Origin of the sequence: Methylobacillus caricis (genome assembly GCF_020532705.1) — a bacterium.
Classification (GTDB): domain Bacteria; phylum Pseudomonadota; class Gammaproteobacteria; order Burkholderiales; family Methylophilaceae; genus Methylobacillus; species Methylobacillus caricis.
This window is the reverse complement of record NZ_JAJAVD010000003.1, coordinates 190,269-207,827: the sequence shown is the minus strand read 5'-3', so window position 1 is coordinate 207,827 and position 17,559 is coordinate 190,269. Positions and strand designations below refer to the sequence as shown.

Sequence of the window (17,559 nt, the reverse complement as noted above, 5' to 3'; positions counted from 1 at the left end):
TAAGCTTAGCTTCCGCAGCTGTTATAGCTCACCGTAAGAATGTAGGCCCGACAGGAACATATTCACCCCCAGGAAGGCGAAGGTCGTGACAATCAGTCCAATCAAGGCCCACCATGCCAGAACCGGACCTCGCAGGCCTTTCACCAACCTTAAATGCAGCCACGCCGCATAGTTGAGCCAGACAATCAGGGCCCAGGTTTCCTTCGGGTCCCATGACCAGTAGCCGCCCCAAGCCTCAGCCGCCCACATTGCGCCCAGTATGGTGGCAATGGTAAAAAAGGCAAACCCGACAGAAATTGCCTTGTACATCAGGTCATCCAGCACATCCAGGCTGGGCAGGCGGGAAGCCAGGATGCCACGATCAGCCAGCAGGTAGGCTGCCCCTACCATCGCAGCCAGCGAGAATGTGCCATAGCCGATAAAGTTGGCCGGCACATGTATCTTCATCCAGTAGGATTGCAATGCGGGGACCAATGGCTGGATTTCATAGGCCTGACGATCAAAGGTATACCAGAGGATAAACCCAACAGCAGCATTGATCACCAGCAGCACAAACCCGCCAAGCTGCCTGGTTGCATATTTTCCTTCATAGTAAAGGTACGCCAGCGCGGTAATCAGGCAAAACAGGATGAAGACTTCATAAAGATTACTGATAGGAATGTGGCCCACATCGGGCGCAATCAGGTATGACTCATACCAACGTACCATCAGGCCTACAAAGCCCATCACCACGGCAGACCAGACAAAGCTGGAGGCAACCTTGCCTGCGAATATAGAACGCGAAAACAAGGCAAGCCAATAAGTCAGCATGGCCAGTACAAACAATACGTTCATCCACATGACAGCGGACTGGCTGGAAATGAGGTATTTTAGGAGAAACACCTGGTTAACACTGGCCTGATCCCCGCTGTAGAGATTAATGGAAAACAGGCTGATGGCCGCAATCACCAGCAATAAGGCCCGCATAGGCTTCCATTGCCAGCCCAGCCAACTGAACAAGGCGACAGCGCCAAACAGGAAGCCAACCTCATATGCATCCATGAAGCTGCCATATTGCTGGAATGCAAATACAGCTCCAGCAAGCAATACCAACGCATACAACCAGTCCGGCAGGCTCAGGCGCTTTAACAATGGTTCTGGAACATCATCCATATAGGCAATCTTCATCATCGACCTCGATTACTTTGATTAATTACAGTATTTCAAAGATGCTGGTTTTCCAGCAAACGCGCCAGCTTTTCACGATAGCTTGCAAATTCCATCTCGAAATCGCGATTCTTGCGGTTTGCCGACATGGCAAACAACACACGGTGCGTATCAGGCTTGACCAGCAACCAGATACGACGTTCACGGATATAGATCATGGCAAAGATGCCCAGCACCAGTAATACCGAACCTGAGTAAACAAGCGTTTTACCAGGAGAGCGCGTCAATTGCAGCCCGCTGGACTGCCTGTGGTCAAAACCGACAGGCTGCAGGTAGAGCGGGGCACCGTAATAAAAAGTATCGCTCATGGCATGCAGGCTATCCTCAATAAATGGTTGCAGTGCGTCGCTCATGGTCGCTGGCGGCAGCCTGGCACGCTCACGGCTGATGGCATATGCCTCCATGGCTGCGGAAGTCACCACCTTGAGGTAAGCCTGTGCAGCACCGGCTCTCTGGGCTTCTGGCACGGCAGCATCAATCATCTCTGCCACCTTGCCAAAACCGCCCTGGCCAAATGCCCGCAGCAAATGCATGACGCTGTCCGCAAATTTATTGTGCATATCAGCATCCACCTCCCCATGGCCAGACAGGGCAACCTTGGAAACACGGCGCACAATCTCCGGATACAACGACTGGTCAAACATCGCGGCCCTGAAATTCATGTACCCATCAATACTGTCATCTTCATCCGCAGGGATGCGCAGATAACGATAAGTATCCTGCTGCATGGCACGCACGCCAGACATGAAATAACGGCGCCCATCCAGCAACATCGGATTCATGTAATTCACATATTCATGTGCCTGCCCTTGGGCATCCCTCACCTTGAAGGTCACGTTGGGGCCTACATTGCGCGGCTTGCCCTTGCCGTCCGTCGAAAGATTCAGGATATTGAACATCCTGAAATCCATGAGCTCGACACTCAAGGGGCTATCGCCACCGCTGACGGTGTATTTGTTGAAGACATTGCCATTGAAAGGCATGGCATCAGCATGGCTGCCAAGGATATTCCATACCTTGAAATCCAGCCTGGAACCACCATCGCCAAAATCAGACTGGTAAATGGCAACACCCTTGTAAATCAAGGGATGATTCACCTTGATCGTGGCCATGATCGGATCTTTGACATCAGGATCAATGATCATGATGTCGCTTTCAAAAGACTTGGGCTGACCCGTCTCGTAATGCTGGATGCGGAAAGCTTTCAGCGCAACACTGAACGGCAGCTCCTGCACCAGATAACCATCCTTCACCCGCATAAACGCAGCATTGGCCCCTGCGCCTTCCGGCAAGGTCATGTTGGCACGGAATGAAAGGTTGGAAGGCGACAGGCGACTCTCGGCCGGCACGTCCTTTTCTGCAATGTCCCTGGTCTCGATTTTGGTGTATCCGAATAGCTCTTGCAGCTTCAAGGGGACATTGCCGTCAATAAGGCCGCCGATGCATATCATGACAATCGCAGCATGGGTCAGGATATACCCCAGCCGCTGATAGCTACCAGCCTTGGCGGCAAACAAACAGCCACCATCTTCCTGCTCCACTGTCTTGAAGCGGAAACCTTGAACTTTAAGGAACTCCACCAAGCGGGACTGCGTCTCCTCAGTAGAATAAGGCGCATGGTATTCATGTTGATGACTGAAACTACGCAAGGAGTTTTCCTTGGCATTTTCACGGAATGCGCGCAACTCCCGCAGCATAATGGGCGAATTACGATAGATACAAAGAGAGGTAGACAGCACCAGGAAAACCAGGATTATCAGAAACCACACACTGTGGTATACGTCGTAAAGTCCAAGGAATTCAAAGAACTCGAACCAGAACTGGCCAAACTGCACAATGTAGTTGGTATAAGGCTCATTTTGCTTGAGCACTGTGCCAATGATGGAGGCAATACCCAAAACAACAAGCACGCTTACTGCAAAGCGCATTGAGCTTAGAAGCTCATAAAGCCGTTGACTGCTGGACTGGACGGGTTTCAAAACTGGGCCATTCAAAAATTTGTGATAGGACAATTTCGCCTGAGTTTGGTTGCAAAACGCCCTGCATACAAAAAGTTAAGGGCGGCATTAGTGCCACCCTTAACGCTTCATCTCGGAGTTTGGTTGTCAGGCCTGGCTATTTTTTACTTCAGACCCTGAATATAAGCCGCTACTGCAGCAATATCATCGTCAGTCATCTTGGCAGATACCATGCGCATCATTTTTGCGGCATCATTCTTACGTTGGCCGTCACGGAATGCTTTGACCTGGGTATCTGTATAAGTGGCATGCTGGCCGGCAAGCCGTGGAAAGCCTGGAGCAAGGCCCTGTCCATTAGTGCCATGACATGAAGCACAGGCAGGCACACCTGAACCGGGGATACCACCCTGATAAATCTTCTCACCCACCGATCCTGCGGCGTTACCGGCCGCAGCCCCCACTTTGGGAGCCTGTTGTGAGAAATATTGCGACACCGCGGCCATGTCTTCATCGCTCAGTGTAGCCACAATTCCCATCATCACGGGACTCATGCGTACATTGGCCTTGATATTCTTCAACTGCTTTTCCAGATATTCAGGATGCTGCCCGGCAATCTTGGGGAACATGGGTACCATGCTGTTGCCATCGGCACCGTGACAGCTGCCGCAGATCTGCGCCGACGCAGGGGCCTTGTTGACTGCTTCTGCGGCGTCAGCCTCATCTTCCGCGTGGGAAGCTGCACCTATTACCATTATCATGATGCTAACGACCAGCACCGCAAATTTACGCAAACCCATAAAGACTCCTAGTTCATGCATACTACGTCAAAACGTAGGGTCGCATTTTATATAAAAACCCTACTTCGTGGTAGTATTTTTCCCTTTTCCAATTATGGTCGTATAACTCCATGCCCTTGTTTCAAAATGCCACTTTTTACATTTCGGCGCACAACCTCAGCGACCTGCCCCCGCCAGCCGGGGTTGAAGTAGCATTCGCCGGGCGCTCCAATGCCGGAAAATCCAGCGCACTGAACACATTGGCAAACCATAATCGGCTAGCCTATGTAAGTAAGCAACCTGGCCGCACGCAGCTGATCAACTTCTTCAGCCTGGGTAATGACCGCTTTCTGGTCGACCTGCCAGGCTATGGATATGCCAAAGTCCCGGAAGCCATGCGCAAGCATTGGCAAATGACCTTGGCTAACTATCTGAGTCATCGCTCCACCATTGCCGGTTTGGTGTTGGTGATGGATTGCCGCCATCCACTGACACCTCTGGACCGGCAAATGCTGGACTGGTTCGGCCCAAGCGGCCGGCCTATCCACATATTGCTGACAAAATCGGACAAGCTTTCCCGTCAGGCAGCCAACCAGACATTGCAGAAAGTCAGGAAAGAACTGAATGAAACCTGGGGCAACTGCACTATCCAGCTATTCTCCAGCCTGAAGAAACAGGGTGTGGAGGAGGCCGAAGGCATTATTGGACAATGGCTATTTACGCCTGAAGAGAATATCCCAGACACCATGGCCTAGCTTGATGCCCCGGTTTTCAAACTTGGTCAGCGGGCGATAATCCGGCTTGGGTGCATAGTCATTTGCTGTATTTTCCAGCAAGGGCTCATTTTGCAATACCTCTAGCACCCATTCCGCGTACTCCTGCCAGTCGGTGGCCACATGGATGTAAGCGCCTGCTTTCAGCTTGCTGCACAATAGCTTTACAAATCCTGCCTGGACCAGGCGACGCTTGTGATGGCGCTTTTTATGCCAGGGATCGGGGAAGAAGATATGCACGCCATCCAGGCTGCCGTCCGCAATCATATGGTTGAGCACCTCTACAGCATCATGCTGGATAATGCGCAAATTCTTGAGATCCAACTCACCGATCTGTTTCAGCAAACTCCCGACACCAGGAGCATGCACTTCCACCCCAAGAAAATCACGCTCTGGCTGGCCCTGGGCAATTTTTGCCGTACTCTCCCCCATGCCAAAGCCAATTTCAAGAATTTTCAGGCTATCCACACGGCCAAAAGCGGCATTGATATCGAGCACTTCAGGGCGGTACTCTATCCCGAATGCAGGCTTAAGGGTTTCAAGGGCACGTTGCTGGCCGTCCGTCAAACGACCTTGTCTTAGCACATAGCTTCTGATCGGCCGCTTTGACAGTTCGGTTTTATCACTGTCCATTTGCACACTTTGCTCGTCCATACTCTGCATTCAATGACTAAAAAAACGGGATTATAGACTATTGCATTCAGGCAAATTCATAAGGTATGCACGCGATTCCCACAGACAAATCCAAGCAAATCCCCTGGGATGCCCTTACCCAGCGCAATCACCTTGAACAACTCTCCCATTTCAGCAGGAGACAGCAGCTTTTGTGCCTGGCCAGCCAAGGGGGCGTAACTGACAATGTTTTCTGGCGAGACGCGCATCAATATCTGCGTGATACCACAATTGATCAGGAATTGGGCCTGCCCGCAATACCCATGCACACTCAAGCCGCTGGCAACGCCAGCTTCGGCTATTGCCGTAAAGTCCACATGGGCGGTAATGTCCTGCAATCCGGGATATAGAAAAGGATTCTGGTGGGCATAATGCCGGTAATGGCACATCAGGGTGCCTTGGCTACGTTGGGGGTGGTAATACTCTGCACGGGAAAAACCATAGTCTATGAACAACAATACGCCCCGCTCCAGCATCCTGCCAAGACTGCCTATCAATCCCTGTGCGGCCAGGCAAATTTCAGTCTGGTATCCATCAGCCAGCGCCAGGCTTGCAACAGCGTCATGAAGCTCCCCCGCGGCCAGGGGCTTGGATGAAAAATCCAGCCCTCCCCCTTCTTTCATCACCACACCCAGCTCCTGCAGTCCACCGTTGCTATGTTGCACCAGACTGACAGGCAGGGCATCGAGCACTTCATTGCCCAATACAATACCCGTGAAACTTTCAGGCAATTGATCCAGCCATTGCAAACACTGGAAGACTGCAGCCGGCAACACCATGCCCAAATACTGTTGCTGGACCTGCCGCAAATGCGCACTAACCTCCAATATCAGGTACTGCTCTGGCAACCGCCTTGAATCCGCCAACTCCTGTAATAGCGCAGCAGCAAGCCTGCCACTGCCAGCCCCCAGCTCCAGTATGGAACCCTTGGTTTCCTGTAATACTTGTGCAACCTGTTGCGCCAGGGTCTGGGCAAACAAAGGAGAAATTTCCGGCGCCGTGACAAAATCGCCCGCCGCCCCGAATTTCTTCGCCCCGCCACTGTAATAGCCCAGGCCGGGACTATAGAGTGCAAGATTCATGTAACTGACAAAATCCAGCCAGCCACCTGCGGCATGTATTTGATGATGAATATGTTGTGTGAGTTGTCGGCTATGCGCCAAAGCGTCCTGATCTGGCACAGGTAATGAAGTGATGTCCATGGATTGCATTATAATGCTTCGTTATTCTGCAAGCTTCAGACTCTTTGGGACAAACGTGGATTCCACTCTGGAAAACAAGGTCATACTGATCACCGGTGGCGCCAAGCGCGTGGGCGCGGCCATCTGCCGCCTGCTGCATGCTAGCGGTGCCAACCTGATGATTCACTATCGCAGCTCCAAGGGTGAGGCACGCACCTTGCAATCAGAACTCAACCTGAAGCGCCCCAACTCGGTGGCCATTATCCAGGGCGACCTGCTGAAGCTGAGCGTGTTACCGACACTGATACAGGAAACCGTCTCTCATTTCGGCCGGCTGGATGCCCTGATCAACAATGCGTCCAGTTATTACCCCACAGAACTCGGCTCCATTGGAGCCGATGAATGGGAAGACCTGATAGGCCCCAACCTGAAGGCACCGTTGTTTCTTTCCCAGGCAGCGGCACCAGAATTGAAGAAAAACCGCGGCAGCATCATCAATATCACCGACATGCACGTGGAACGCCCCAAGAAAAGTTACATCGTTTACAGCGTAGCCAAGGCTGGCCTGGTGACCCTGACCAAATCACTGGCCCACGAGCTTGCCCCAGATGTGCGCGTCAATGCGGTTGCCCCTGGACCAGTACTCTGGCCCGAGGACAACCCGCAGTTCGATGAAGTTTATCGACAACGCGTGATTTCACAAACATTGCTCAAGCGCATAGGCGAAGGTGACGATGTTGCCAAGGCTGTACGCTTCCTGCTTCAGGATGCCCCCTTCATTACCGGCCATGTCATTGCCGTTGACGGCGGGCGTTCACTCAATCTTTAAGAACTACCCAATCATGATCAAACATTACCCAGATACCGCATCAAACAGCTTCCTGAAGCTGCGCAACAGCCTCATCAGCGCCACCGGCAAAGCCATTGGCGACTACAACATGATAGAAGAAGGGGATACCGTACTCGTCTGCATGAGTGGCGGCAAAGACTCCTATACCATGCTCATGGTCCTGCTCGCCCTGCAAGAGCGCGCACCCATCAACTTCAAGCTGATCGCGATGAACCTGGACCAGAAACAACCAGGATTTCCCGAGCACATCCTCCCTGCCTACCTGAAGCAGCTGGGGGTGGAACACCGCATTGTGGAAGCTGATACCTATTCCATCGTCAAGGAAAAGATACCTGAAGGCAAAACCACCTGCTCACTCTGTTCGCGCCTGCGTCGTGGCATCATCTACCGCACGGCCCAGGAGCTGGGTGCGAACAAGATCGCACTTGGTCACCATCGGGACGACATCGTGGAAACGCTGTTCCTCAATATGTTCTTTGGCGCAAAAATGAAGGCCATGCCGCCCAAGCTCGCCACCAACAAGGGAGAGTTCCAGGTAATACGCCCACTGGCATATTGTTCCGAAAGGGACATTGCCAGCTATGCGCGCAGCATGGAGTTCCCTATCATTCCTTGCGATCTGTGCGGTTCTCAGGAGAATCTGCAACGGCAGAAGGTCAAGGACATGCTGCAGGCCTGGGAGCGCGAGCAGCCTGGCCGCGTCAACAATATTTTCCGGGCGATCACCAATGTGGAACCTTCCCACCTTGCCGATACTGATCTATATGACTTCAAGAACATGACCCAAACCAAGCTGGAAGACGAAGACCCCTTGTTTGGCGATATAGACAAAGAGAACAACCCGGCACTGACGCTTGCCACCAGCGAAGGTACCCGGATAGAGTTCAAGCGCAATATCGCCTGAAATACGGGACTACCGCCCAATTGGCCTGATTGGCAATGCCAGAGCCGGAATTCAGGCGATATGGATTGGGTTTTGCCTGAAGAGTTTCCGAAAAAATTGCGCGGCAAGCACCTAAATTTACAGAGCTTTCTTGTGTAGCGCGCAATTTACTCTTATCATCTGCCGCTCCGCATCCCACAAATCGTGTGTCCATGTCAAAACTGCTGATCGTTGAATCGCCATCCAAAGCCAAGACCCTGAAGAAATATCTGGGCAAGGATTTTGAGGTTCTAGCCTCATATGGACACGTACGCGACCTCATCCCCAAAACAGGTGCTGTTGATACCGAGAATGACTTTGCAATGAAATATGAAGTCATCGACCGCAACTCCAAGCATGTGGATGCAATTGCCAAGGCAGTCAAAACAGCAGATGCCATTTATCTCGCAACCGACCCGGACCGCGAAGGTGAAGCGATTTCATGGCATATTGCCGAAATCCTGAAAAGCAAGAAGCTGATCAAGGATAAGCTGCTGAAGCGCGTAGTGTTCCATGAGATCACCAAGAATGCGGTACAGAATGCGATAGACGATCCGCGCGACATTTCCATGCCGCTGGTCAATGCCCAGCAGGCGCGTCGTGCGCTGGACTACCTGGTAGGTTTCAACCTGTCGCCATTGCTCTGGAAGAAAATCCGCCGCGGCCTCTCCGCGGGACGCGTGCAAAGCCCGGCCCTGCGCCTGATTGTAGAGCGCGAGCTGGAAATCGAGGCTTTCAAGAGCCAGGAATACTGGACCATCCACCTTGAGTCACTGAAGCACCAGCATGCATTTGACGCACGCCTGGTGCAGCTTGACGGCCAGAAGGTGGAGCAATTCACCATCACAAACCATGACCAGCAACAGGAAATCGTCGGCAAGCTGCTGCTTGCCAGCGCCGGCAAGACCACGGTCACCCGTGTTGAGAAAAAGCAACGCAGCCGCAGCCCAGCCGCGCCCTTCACCACATCGACCCTGCAGCAGGAATCTGTGCGAAAACTGGGCTTCACCACCAGCCGCACCATGCGCGTGGCACAACAGTTGTATGAAGGGATCGATATCGGCAGCGGCACCACCGGCCTGATTACCTATATGCGTACCGACAGCTTCAGCTTGGCGGCCGAGGCCGTGATGCAGATCCGCGACTATATCAAGAAGAATTTTGCAGCTGACTACCTGCCCAAGTCGCCCATCATGTACAAGACCAAGGCCAAGAACGCGCAAGAAGCCCACGAAGCAATCCGCCCTACCGATATCTCGCGCACACCAGCCAGCCTGCATGCATTCCTCACGCCAGAGCAGTTCAATCTTTACGAAATGATATGGAAGCGCGCACTGGCATGCCAGATGACACAGGCCAAATTTGACGCGGTCAGCGTTGATCTCGCTATCGGCACCGAAGCCAACCTGTTCCGCGCAACAGGCCAGACACTGGTGTTTCCCGGCTTCATTGCTGTGTATATGGAAGGTGTGGACGACGAGGAGGAGGAAGGCGAAAGCAAGTTGCCCCACCTGGAAACCGGCGAAGTCTTGGCCGTACAGAAAATATTTGGCGACCAGCATTTTACCGAGCCACCGCCGCGCTACTCCGAAGCCAGCCTTGTAAAGGCGCTGGAAGAATACGGTATAGGCCGGCCCTCGACATATGCCAGCATTATTTCCACATTGCAGGACCGCGAGTATGTGCTGCTGGACAAGAAGCGTTTCACACCGACCGACGTAGGCCGCGTAGTAAACAAGTTCCTGACCGAACACTTCACCCGTTATGTCGACTACGGTTTTACTGCCAACCTCGAGAATGAGTTGGACGATATCGCTGAAGGCGAACGCGAATGGATACCCGTACTGAATGAGTTCTGGCAGGGATTCAACAATCAGATTATAGAAAAAAGCAATGTAGAGCGCCCTGGTGTTGAAGTGCTGGACGAAGCCTGCCCCAAGTGCGGCAAGCCACTTCATTCCCGTCTTGGCCGCTTTGGCAAATTCATCGGCTGTTCAGGCTATCCGGAATGCGATTACATCCGTAACACATCAAGTACTGCCGCACCCAGCTCGGAGCCGGTGGTGATTGGACAGGATACCGAAAGCGGCAAGGATATCCTCTTGCTCAGCGGCCCTTACGGCCCTTACCTGCAAATCGGCTTGCCCGAGGAAGACAGCAAGAAGAAGCCCAAGCGTGTCAGCATTCCCAAGGAGATCGCGCCAGCCAATCTGGATCTAGAAATTGCGCGCAAGCTTATCGCCCTGCCACGCGACTTGGGCCAGCACCCTGAAACCGGGAAAAAGGTCGTTGCCAACATCGGGCGCTTCGGCCCTTACGTCAACCATGACGGCAAATTCAAGTCCATTCCGAAGAGCGACAGCGTATTTGATATCGATATGAACCGCGCCGTTGAGCTGCTGGCGCAGGCCAACTCTGGCCCCGCACCTATCCGCGAGCTGGGTGCGCATCCGACTTCGGAAGGCACGATAGCCATCTACTCCGGGCGCTACGGACCTTATGTACAGCATGGGGAAATCCGTGCAACCTTGTCCAAGAGCCAGGAACCCGAGAGCGTGACCATGGAGGAGGCGCTGGAACTCCTTGCCGCCAAGGCGGCGAAGGAAGCCCCGGCAAAAGGGAAGAAAACCCCTGCAAAGAAACCTGCTGCTGCCAAAAAAACGACTGCAAGCAAGACAGCAACAACTGCGAAGAAAGCACCGACAAAAAAACCGGCGGCCAGGAAAACTGCAGGCAAGAAATCCAGCAGCGAATAAAGGTCTTGGGATATTTCACCGAAATAATCAAACCAATAAAAAAGCGGCCTAGGCCGCTTTTTATTGGAGGTAACACCCAGAAACCGATCAACTCATGTGATGCAGGTTATTGCTACTTTCTATCCATTTGCGTATACGCTGGGCATCCCCTATGCGTGAACTCTTGCTGAAAGAATCCAGCAATACAATGATCAGTGGCTGACCGGCAATTTCGGCCTGCATGACCAGGCAACGGCCAGCCTCATTGATATAACCGGTTTTGGATAAACCAATGACCCAGTCACTGTTGCGCACCAATACATTGCTGTTGACGTAATTTAGCGGATTACGCATGCCATGAACTGGCACGGAATAGGCAGTGGAAGTTGAGACATGGCGAATTTCCGGGTACTGATAAGCTGCTCGTACCATTTTCACCAGATCCTCTGCAGTGGAAACATTCGAGCTGTTAAGGCCAGTGGGATCAGCAAAGCGGGTATGGAGCATGCCAAGCTGCAAAGCCTTTACATTCATTGCAGCAACAAAAGCATTCAAGCCGCCCGGATAGTTGCGCCCCAATGCCGAGGCAGCACGATTCTCGGATGCCATCAGCGCCAACTGCAACAATTCGGCACGGGAAAGGGAAGTACCTATGGTCATGCGTGAACTGGTGCCCTTCAGGGTATCCACATCATCGCGGGTAATCAGCAGCTTTTCATCCATATCCAGCCCGGCATCCAGCATTACCATCGCGGTCATGAGCTTTGTCACGGAAGCAATTGGCGTGGCCATGTCCGTGCTTTTGGCATAGAGCACTTCACCACTGTTCTGGTTAACAATCAAGGCCTTGGTCGAAGCGAGCTGGAGATTGCCATTTTCGTCCTTGAACACACCAGAACTGGGAGCAGATTTGGCAACTGCACTGTTGGAACGTATGGTACTGATGATACGGCCGCTTGCTTCGTTCTTCTTGGCAACGGCCGCCTTGGATTGTTTCTTGGCAACTACTTTTTTAGTCGCCTTGGCTTTATTGGAGGCGGATTTCTGCGGTTTTTTATCAGCCGCGTAAGCCAGCATAGGCGGCATGCATAAAGCCAGCACAGTCAATAGCAGTGTAATTTTACGAATCATGGCGCCCACCTCGCACAACAGTCGGAAAGAATAGTATATAAAAAAGTTTGATTTGTCATTAACATAGCATCGGATCTTTACAAACTTTCTTAATAGTTATAACAAAATATTCTTTCCCCCAACACCCAAGCCAGTTTATGAGAAAATAACCTCAACCTGATCATCATTAAGATTTTAAGCATATGAAAATTCCCGAGAACCTGCACTACACCGCCGAGCATTTGTGGATACGCCAGCAGGATGATGGCAGCTGGCTGGCTGGTATCACTGATTATGCACAGGACCTTCTGGGCGATATCGTTTATGTCGAGGCGCCTGTTGCCGGAACCAGCATCATTGCAGGCACGCCATGCGGACTGGTGGAGTCCGTCAAAACCGGTTCAGACCTGCATGCGCCGGCAAACGGCACCGTGGTGGCCATCAACGAGGTACTGCAAAGCACTCCCGAAGATATCAATGAAAAACCCTACGATGCCTGGATTTTCTCATTTACCGCAAACGATACTCCCAGCAACCTGCTCAATGCTGAACAGTACCGTGCCTTGCTAGGTTAAAGAGTCGCCAAGCTCCTGTTGCACCCTGGCACGCAAGCTGGCATTCAACTCCTGCTCCAGCCGTGCTTCCAGCTCCAGTGCAATATGCTGCAACTCTTGTTGTACCGCCTGCTTTACAGCATGTTGAACAAGCGGCTTCATGTCAGCCATGATCGCCTCCACCAGCTCGCTATTCGTCTGCAATAATTCCGGGCTGACCGCCACGAGAGTCTGATCATCCGGTAGAGGCTGGTCAGACTCGCCGCTATCCTGCTGACTGTCTTCCACCGGCAGGAATTTAATCTGGTGAGCCTGAATATCCTCATCCATGTTCATTTCAGTTTCTGAAATCAACCCTGGGTCACCATCCACCACCGACTGGAGTTCTTCGTCCTGATAAAAAGGAGCAAATAATTGCTCTATCTCCACCGGGCTAAAGGCCTCCTGGCCATCATAAATTTCGGTCAGTAAGGGGATATCATCTGCTGCCAGGGGTTCGGTTGGGGGATTCTCGTCCCTTGTTTCCACCTTGGGCCGGGTAAGCGCATTAATCCGGCTCAATACCAATGCCAGTTCGTCATTAGCCTGTTCACTCATGGGTGGACTCCTTTCACGGCAAGGCCGCTCCATTGGCGTCAAATGTCCTCAGTTCATACCCTCGATCCCGATAGAAGCGGAAACGTTCCCTTGCTGCTGCCTTGTCCGCTTCATCCAGGCCGACAATCTCGATTAAACGTCTGAAGCGGCTGAAAAATGGAGGATGCTGGCTATGCAGGTTAATCAGGATGTCATCGTGTGGCAGGGCCTCACTACGCCAGTCAATGATCAACGGTGTTTCTGCGGCCCGTGGATGCGTAGCGTGACAATGGGGCAAAAAGCCTATGGGCGGATTGCTCCAGAGAAAATTCCCCAATTGCTCCGCCGCTTGCTGCGAGGCAGTGTAAACCATCAGTCGCCGGCCCTTGCCAACCGCACGGCTACCAAGAGCGGCCACTTGAAGCGACTTGTTCTCCACATTGAAAAAAAATTCTACTCTGGTCATGAGCCTATTATTTCCCGGCGCGCTGCTTGAGGAATGCGGTCAACAAAGGTACCGGGCGTCCGGTTGAGCCTTTTTCCTTGCCGGACTTCCAGGCAGTGCCGGCGATGTCCAGGTGCGCCCAGTCATACTTCTTGGCAAAGCGAGACAGGAAGCAGGCGGCAGTAATACTGCCACCAGCACGACCTCCGATATTTCCCATGTCTGCAAAGTTGCTGTCCAACTGGCCTTGGTAATCGTCCCACAATGGCAATTGCCAGGCACGGTCTTGGGCCTCATTGCCTGCCTGCAGCAGTTCCTGCGCCAAACTGTCCTTGTTACTGAACAAACCACTAGCATGATGGCCCAGCGCAATCACGCAAGCGCCGGTCAAGGTCGCAATATCGACGACTGCCTGCGGTTCAAAGCGCTCTGCATAGGTCAATGCATCACACAAGATCAACCGGCCTTCAGCATCTGTATTGAGCACCTCTATTGTCTGGCCGGACATACTGGTCAATACATCGCCAGGGCGTGTGGCATTGCCGTCCGGCATGTTTTCGCAGGTGGGGATAATACCAACTACATTCAATGGAAGACCAAGTTCAGCAATGGTCTTGAAGGTGCCCAACACACTGGCTGCACCACACATGTCATACTTCATCTCATCCATATCGGCACCAGGCTTGAGTGAAATCCCACCGGTATCGAAAGTAATGCCCTTGCCTACCAGCACCACCGGTTTCTGGTTTTTCTTGCCTTTATTGTGCTGCAGCACGATCAGCTTGGGCGGTTGCACACTGCCTTTGGTCACCCCCAGGAAAGAGCCCATGCCGAGCTTTTCGATATCAGCCTGCTCCAGCACTTCCACCTGCAGCCCATGGCTCTTGCCCAATGCCTTGGCTTGTTCAGCCAGATAAGTTGGGGTGCAATAGTTAGGCGCAAGATTGCCCAAGTCCTTGCTGAAACTAACGCCTGAAGCCAAAGCCAGGCCTTGCTTGAGACCTGCTTCACCTGCTGCTACATCAGTGCGCTGAGCCACATGCACCTGCAATTTGGCAATGCCTTTCTTGCTATCAGCCGGCTTGCTCTTGAACCGGTCAAAACGGTAGACACTATCCTCGGCCACTTCCACCAATTGACACACGCGCCAGCTGACATCGTGCTTTTTCACCGCCACCTCGGCAAGGAATGTAGCGACATCACCGGATGCCAGGACACCCAGTGCCTTGATCGAGGCACGCACTGCCTGGCGGTAACTGCGCTCATTCAATTCGCGTTCTTTGCCCAGGCCCACCAACAGCACACGTTCAGCTGCAACGCCAGGAATGCTATGCAACAACAGTGTAGAGCCAGCCTTGCCATCTATGTCGCCACTACGCAGAATCGCACTCACATAACCATCGGATATACGGTCCAGAGATGCTGCCGCCTCGCTCAATTTGCGCGACTCGAAGATACCGACAACCACACAATCTTTGCGCTGTTTTTCCGGATTGCCGCTTTTTATGCTAAATTCCATTCCTGAATATCCTTCATGATTAAATGACTAAGCTGCTTGAATTATCCTGCGTTTTCGCTCTAAATCAACCTCAATTGCGGAATACAAACATCTCCAGCCCTCTAATATGCTCTTCAAACGCTCATTACTGCAAGAGCTAGTCAGCACAGCCATAGGCGGCTTTCTAGTGCTGTTCGGCATCGTGATTGCCCAACGCGTTGCCTACTACATTGGCGTAGCGGCAAAAGGCAGCCTGGCCAGTGATGCCATCAATACCTTGCTGGGCTTCAGCATGCTGAAGTTTTTACCCATGATGCTGTCGCTCACCCTTTTTCTTGCCGTGTTGCTGACATTATCCCGCTGGCACCGTGACAGCGAGATGGTAGTCTGGTTCAGCTCAGGCCAAGGCCTATCAAGCTGGATACGGCCTGTCCTCACATTCGGCCTGCCTGTCATACTGGTCATCGCCTTCCTCAGCCTGTTCGTCACCCCATGGGCCACCAACAAGGGCGCTGAATTCCGCGATCAATTGAAAAGCCGCGACGAGCTTGCTTCAATCAGCCCTGGCGTTTTCAAGGAATCGCGCCAGGCAGACCGCGTTTTTTTCGTTGAAAGCTTTGATGAGCTGGGCAACATCGTCAAGAATATCTTTGTGCAGTCCATGCAGCACCAGAAGCTGGGGATTATTGTCGCCGCACGGGGTCATAGGGAAACCGCTGAAAATAACGATAACTTTCTGGTCATGCAGAATGGCCGTCGTTATGAAGGTACGCCCAACACCGCTGAATATTCCATTACTGAATTCGAGCGTTATGCCATCCGCATCGAGCCTGCCGAGGTACAACAACAACCCCCGAATACCCAATCGAAAGCCAGCGTGGAACTATTAGCTGAAAACAGCCCGGACAACAATGCCGAACTGCAATGGCGCCTGGCCATCCCTATTTCAGCCTTTGTCCTCATCCTGCTGGCCATCCCGCTGAGCTTTGTCGATCCACGCTCGGGCCGATCTGCCAACCTCATGTTGGCGCTGTTGATCTATATTGTTTACAACAACCTGCTCAGCATCATGCAGGCATGGCTGGCACAAGGCAAGATTTCTCCCCTGGTGGGCCTCTGGCCTGTGCATGCATTTTTCCTGCTGCTTACTTTTTACATGTTTTACCGCAGATTGTTCCTGTTGCCCTTCATTCCCAGGTTGTGGCATAGGAATAAACCATGAAACTGCTCAATCGCTACCTCTCGCAGGAAATCATCTCCAGCATTATGCTGATCATGCTGGCTTTGCTGGGGATGTTCTCGTTCTTCGACCTGATTCAGGAGCTTGAAAGCATAGGCAAGGGCAGCTATGGAATCAGCAAGGTATTGCTGTTTGTGCTGCTGAGTGCACCGGGGCATGTCTACGAAGTAGTACCAGTCGCAGTGCTGGTAGGGACCATGTACGCCCTGGGGCAATTCTCGCGCTATTCGGAACTGATCATTTTGCGCGTTAGCGGGGTTTCCATCCGGAAAATTGCCGTTTCATTGCTCAAGGTCGGCCTGATCTTTGCCCTGCTGACATTTCTGGTAGGCGAACTGATCGCCCCGCTCAGCGAAAAGGCCGCCCAGCGGATCCGCATCCAGGCAACGGATTCTGTAGTCGCCCAGGATTTCCGCTCCGGCCTGTGGGTCAAGGATGGCAACAGCTTCGTGAACGTACAGGATGTAATGCCGGACAGCGGGCTCATGAACATCCATATTTATGAGTTTGACAATGAGTTCCGCCTGCGCACCATCAGCAATGCCAAGGACGGCCGCTTCGACGGCAAGAACTGGAATCTGGGCAATGTGACGCAGACTCATTTTGAAGACAAGAAGATACGTACCAGCTTCTTCCCCGATGCTACCTGGCAATCACTGATCCGCCCCGAACTGCTCAATGTCCTGCTCGTCGTTCCGGAAAAAATGTCGGCATGGAACCTGTATTTCTATATCAACCACCTGGCCAGCAATAAGCAGAAAACCTCACGCCATCAAATTGCTCTGTGGTCCAAGATGATCTATCCGCTGGCCTGCCTGGTGATGGTGATACTGGCGTTACCTTTCGGTTTCCTGCAACAACGTTCCGGCACCGCCAGCACCAAGATATTCGCAGGCATCATGCTGGGGATTGTCTATCAGGTATTGAATCGAGTGTTTGTGCACCTGGGCCTGCTGAACGACTGGTCACCGTTATTCAGTGCCGTCGTACCGACCTTGCTGTTTATGATGGCGGGGATATTCATGCTCTACTGGGTAGAGCGCCGCTAAACTGTAAGACGGAG

At 52.5% G+C, this 17,559-nt stretch carries 16 protein-coding genes; 7 read left to right on the top strand and 9 right to left on the bottom strand.

The genetic code is table 11. From position 1 onward, the window contains the following. Nucleotides 1-21: 21 nt before the first annotated feature. From ccsB to LG200_RS10240, 3 genes are all read right to left on the bottom strand, one after another. Nucleotides 22-1,152 (bottom strand): c-type cytochrome biogenesis protein CcsB, encoded by a 1,131-nt coding sequence (ccsB, locus tag LG200_RS10250; protein WP_404809807.1) that lies wholly within the window; start codon nucleotides 1,150-1,152, stop codon nucleotides 22-24. Nucleotides 1,153-1,202: 50 nt separating this feature from the next. Next, nucleotides 1,203-3,134 carry a cytochrome c biogenesis protein ResB gene (locus tag LG200_RS10245; RefSeq protein ID WP_226757529.1) on the bottom strand — a complete coding sequence of 644 codons (1,932 nt, stop codon included), beginning with the start codon at nucleotides 3,132-3,134 and terminating at the stop codon, nucleotides 1,203-1,205. Nucleotides 3,135-3,328: 194 nt separating this feature from the next. Next, nucleotides 3,329-3,961, bottom strand: a complete 633-nt coding sequence (locus LG200_RS10240; protein ID WP_226757528.1) for a c-type cytochrome — start codon at nucleotides 3,959-3,961, stop codon at nucleotides 3,329-3,331. 110 nt (nucleotides 3,962-4,071) lie between these two features. Here LG200_RS10240 and yihA point away from each other — a divergent pair, with 110 nt between their 5' ends. Then, nucleotides 4,072-4,695, top strand: coding sequence for a ribosome biogenesis GTP-binding protein YihA/YsxC (yihA, locus tag LG200_RS10235; protein ID WP_226757527.1), 624 nt, complete (start codon nucleotides 4,072-4,074; stop codon nucleotides 4,693-4,695). Here yihA and trmB read toward each other — a convergent pair. Continuing rightward, on the bottom strand, nucleotides 4,654-5,346 hold the full coding sequence (trmB, locus tag LG200_RS10230; RefSeq protein WP_404809806.1) for a tRNA (guanosine(46)-N7)-methyltransferase TrmB: 693 nt from the start codon (nucleotides 5,344-5,346) through the stop codon (nucleotides 4,654-4,656). The two genes, yihA and trmB, sit on opposite strands and share 42 nt — an antisense overlap. A gap of 77 nt (nucleotides 5,347-5,423) precedes the next feature. After that, nucleotides 5,424-6,596, bottom strand: coding sequence for a class I SAM-dependent methyltransferase (locus tag LG200_RS10225; protein WP_404809805.1), 1,173 nt, complete (start codon nucleotides 6,594-6,596; stop codon nucleotides 5,424-5,426). A 4-nt stretch (nucleotides 6,597-6,600) separates the two neighbouring features. On the opposite strand from LG200_RS10225, the gene LG200_RS10220 reads away from it, so the two are divergent. The 3 genes from LG200_RS10220 to topA all read left to right on the top strand — a co-directional run bounded on the left by LG200_RS10220 (nucleotide 6,601) and on the right by topA (nucleotide 11,094). Further along, entirely contained in the window at nucleotides 6,601-7,395 is a 795-nt protein-coding gene (locus LG200_RS10220; RefSeq protein ID WP_264193880.1) for a pteridine reductase, read from the top strand. Nucleotides 7,396-7,408: 13 nt separating this feature from the next. Further along, on the top strand, nucleotides 7,409-8,320 hold the full coding sequence (gene ttcA, locus LG200_RS10215; RefSeq protein WP_226757524.1) for a tRNA 2-thiocytidine(32) synthetase TtcA: 912 nt from the start codon (nucleotides 7,409-7,411) through the stop codon (nucleotides 8,318-8,320). Between the two features lie 191 nt (nucleotides 8,321-8,511). Beyond that, a complete protein-coding gene (gene topA / locus LG200_RS10210; protein WP_226757523.1) occupies nucleotides 8,512-11,094 on the top strand; it encodes a type I DNA topoisomerase in 2,583 nt (860 codons plus the stop codon). Between the two features lie 87 nt (nucleotides 11,095-11,181). On the opposite strand, the gene pbpG is transcribed toward topA, so the two are convergent. Next, the gene (gene pbpG, locus LG200_RS10205; RefSeq protein WP_226757522.1) at nucleotides 11,182-12,204 is read right to left on the bottom strand and encodes a D-alanyl-D-alanine endopeptidase; all 1,023 of its coding nucleotides are present in this window, start codon (nucleotides 12,202-12,204) and stop codon (nucleotides 11,182-11,184) included. Between the two features lie 182 nt (nucleotides 12,205-12,386). Between pbpG and gcvH the strand changes: the two genes are divergently transcribed. Then, complete coding sequence (gene gcvH, locus LG200_RS10200) at nucleotides 12,387-12,758, top strand: glycine cleavage system protein GcvH (RefSeq protein ID WP_226757521.1); 372 nt, start codon at nucleotides 12,387-12,389, stop codon at nucleotides 12,756-12,758. Here gcvH and LG200_RS10195 read toward each other — a convergent pair. The 3 genes from LG200_RS10195 to LG200_RS10185 are packed head-to-tail and all read right to left on the bottom strand — an operon-like array spanning nucleotide 12,750 to nucleotide 15,277. Further along, complete coding sequence (locus LG200_RS10195) at nucleotides 12,750-13,334, bottom strand: hypothetical protein (protein ID WP_226757520.1); 585 nt, start codon at nucleotides 13,332-13,334, stop codon at nucleotides 12,750-12,752. The two genes, gcvH and LG200_RS10195, sit on opposite strands and share 9 nt — an antisense overlap. 13 nt (nucleotides 13,335-13,347) lie before the next feature. Beyond that, nucleotides 13,348-13,779: a DNA polymerase III subunit chi gene (locus LG200_RS10190; RefSeq protein WP_226757519.1), complete on the bottom strand. Its 432-nt coding sequence runs from the start codon at nucleotides 13,777-13,779 to the stop codon at nucleotides 13,348-13,350. Nucleotides 13,780-13,786: 7 nt separating this feature from the next. Next, nucleotides 13,787-15,277, bottom strand: a complete 1,491-nt coding sequence (locus LG200_RS10185) for a leucyl aminopeptidase (protein WP_226757518.1) — start codon at nucleotides 15,275-15,277, stop codon at nucleotides 13,787-13,789. A gap of 106 nt (nucleotides 15,278-15,383) precedes the next feature. On the opposite strand from LG200_RS10185, the gene lptF reads away from it, so the two are divergent. Both lptF and lptG read left to right on the top strand, forming a co-directional pair. Continuing rightward, nucleotides 15,384-16,478: an LPS export ABC transporter permease LptF gene (lptF, locus tag LG200_RS10180; protein WP_226757517.1), complete on the top strand. Its 1,095-nt coding sequence runs from the start codon at nucleotides 15,384-15,386 to the stop codon at nucleotides 16,476-16,478. Beyond that, nucleotides 16,475-17,545 (top strand): LPS export ABC transporter permease LptG, encoded by a 1,071-nt coding sequence (gene lptG, locus LG200_RS10175; protein WP_226757516.1) that lies wholly within the window; start codon nucleotides 16,475-16,477, stop codon nucleotides 17,543-17,545. The genes lptF and lptG overlap by 4 nt, the downstream gene beginning before the upstream one ends. The last annotated feature ends 14 nt before the right edge of the window (nucleotides 17,546-17,559 follow it).